General features: G+C 62.4%; 4 protein-coding genes. 2 read left to right on the plus strand and 2 right to left on the minus strand.

Annotation, left to right across the window (positions count from 1 at the left end; genetic code table 11):
* Positions 1–408: hypothetical protein (locus EPO09_RS05655; RefSeq protein ID WP_290641049.1), on the plus strand; the 408-nt coding region annotated here is incomplete at its 5' end.
* 3 nt (positions 409–411) lie between these two features.
* Here EPO09_RS05655 and EPO09_RS05660 read toward each other — a convergent pair.
* Together EPO09_RS05660 and EPO09_RS05665 are read right to left on the minus strand one after the other, a co-directional pair.
* Positions 412–1,218, minus strand: coding sequence for a sulfite exporter TauE/SafE family protein (locus EPO09_RS05660; protein ID WP_290641052.1), 807 nt, complete (start codon positions 1,216–1,218; stop codon positions 412–414).
* A gap of 3 nt (positions 1,219–1,221) precedes the next feature.
* On the minus strand, positions 1,222–1,590 hold the full coding sequence (locus tag EPO09_RS05665) for a TIGR01244 family sulfur transferase (RefSeq protein WP_290641054.1): 369 nt from the start codon (positions 1,588–1,590) through the stop codon (positions 1,222–1,224).
* A gap of 113 nt (positions 1,591–1,703) precedes the next feature.
* Between EPO09_RS05665 and EPO09_RS05670 the strand changes: the two genes are divergently transcribed.
* On the plus strand, positions 1,704–2,206 hold a 503-nt coding region (locus tag EPO09_RS05670; RefSeq protein ID WP_290641056.1), incomplete at its 3' end, for an MBL fold metallo-hydrolase.

Genomic DNA, 2,206 nt, shown 5'->3' on the forward strand with positions numbered 1-2,206 from the left:
TTCCCGACCCTGGCCAACAAGCGCAGCAGCCACCACGCGATTGCCGAAGACGAAGGTCTGGGCAAGAGCCCGTTGGATCTGGCATCCAATCGCCTGATTCCCTCTGTGTATGGCGGCGACGGCGAAATCAACGAGGTGGGCGATCCGAACGCGGGCACAGCCGCCTCTGCACATGCCATGGTGCAGTTCATCCACCTGCATGCGGTGTGGGGCAACGGGCCTCGTGCGGCAGGCGCTGCGCGCGCTGGCAGCACGCCGGGCTCATCCACGTTGGCGGTGTCGCGTGCCGATGGCGTGGATTGGGCCTACACAATCAACACCCGAGACTGGGCACCAGGTGTGTCGCCCACACTGGACGATCTGGGCAATTCATTGACGCACATCCTGGACACGACGGCCATTGGATAGCACTCACAAGATCGATGCGGCCCTGAGCATCATCATGCAGGCCACCAGCACGCACAAACATGCAAAAGCCAGTTTGAGGTGAGCTGCCGGCAGGTGATGCGCCAGGCGTTGCGCCACCAGCAGGGCAACGGTGGCGCCCGCCGTGAAGGGCATGGCGACGGTGCCATTGACGCTGCCGTGCCAGATGGCCGCACTGACGCCGCTGACGGATACCAAGGCGATGACCGCCAGCGATGTGGCCTGCACGCTTCTCATATCGAGGTCAGTGTGGTGCGTCAGCGCGGGCACGATGACAAAGCCGCCGCCAACGCCGAGCAGGCCGCTGAGCAAGCCGGAGAGGGCGCCCGTGCTGGCCATGGAGCGGGCGCAGCTTGACGTCCACACCAGACGCCCGCCAGCGCTGCTGACCTTGCATGGCTGATCATTCGGGGCCGCGTCAGCCCCCGCGTGCTCAGCTGTGGCGGGGCGCAGCATCCGCCATGCGACCCAGCACATGATCAGCGCAAACACGGCAAGCAAAGGCTTGTCGGGCAAGCGTTGAGCCAGGGCCACGCCTGCTGGTGCCATGAGCATGCCGGCTGCGCCAATCAGCAAGGCCGCACGGTAGCGCACGATCCCGGCTTTCAAGCCAACGGCAGCACCGAACGCCGAGGCAATGCCCACGGCCGCCAAGCCAACGGGGCCGGCTTGCTGCACCGGCATGTGCATGCCCAGAACGAGCAAGGGAATGGCCAGAATGCCGCCGCCCGCGCCTGTCAGCGCCAGGACGACGCCGATCAGCGAACCCAGTGCGGCAGCCGTCCAGTCCATCACTCAGCCTTGGGTTCCGCAACCGACCTGACCACCGCAAGCCTGGAAAAACGCGCTGGCGCGGCCACCTGACTTGCAAAACGCCACGACAGGATGAGGGAGGTCAGCGCAGGCCCGGCGATAAGCTTCCACCTGGGCAGCGCTCAACATGGGGCTGGAGGCGGGAACGTGCACGTAACGCATGCCATGGGCCTTGGCCGCGGCTTCGATCTCTGCGCTGCGAGGTTGGCTCGGGCCGCCTTCGCCATCCGGGCGATTGTTGATGATGCTCTTGTAGCCTTGCTTGGCCAGAACTGCCACGTCTGCAACCGTAATCTGGCCGCAAACGGTGAATTCAGGGCACAAGCTGGTGGTGGGGACGCTCAAAGTCAAGACGAAGTCCTTCGTGTATGGATGCCTGCATTCATTATGTTGACAGATATATTGTTTGTCAATAAAGTGAATGCATCGCGCTTTGACAGCGCGCCAACGTCATCCGCAGCATCATGCACGTCGCACAGGTTCAGTCCTTTTTCGATCCAGACACCAGCACCTTCACTCATGTCATCTACGACAAAGTGGGCGGGCATGGCGCAGTCGTTGATCCCGTACTCGACTTCGAGCAAAGCAGTGGGCGCATCACCCATGAGGCGGCTGACAAGGTGATCGATTTCGTGAAAGCGCAGTCGCTCACCATTGACTGGATTCTGGAGACCCATGCCCATGCCGACCATCTGTCTGGCGCGGCTTATATGCAGTCGCACATCGGTGGGCGCATCGCCATCGGGCGGGAGATCGGGCGTGTGCAGAAAGTGTTCAAAGCCTTGTTCAATCTGGAGCCAGGGTTCGATACCCAGGGCCAACAGTTTGACCATCTCTTTGACGATGGCCAGGCGTTCGCCATTGGTGAGTTGACTGCCGTGGCCATGCATGTGCCTGGCCATACGCCCGCGGACATGGCTTACCGGATAGGCGATGCCGTTTTTGTGGGCGACACGCTGTTTCCGCC

The sequence above is a fragment of the Aquabacterium sp. genome (genome assembly GCF_004297345.1).
Lineage (GTDB): Bacteria > Pseudomonadota > Gammaproteobacteria > Burkholderiales > Burkholderiaceae_C > Aquabacterium.

Coding starts and splice junctions, on each gene's coding strand:
- EPO09_RS05660 (WP_290641052.1), bottom strand. CDS start 1,218: ATGGACTGGACGGCTGCCGCACTGGGTTCGCTGATCGGCGTCGTCCTG.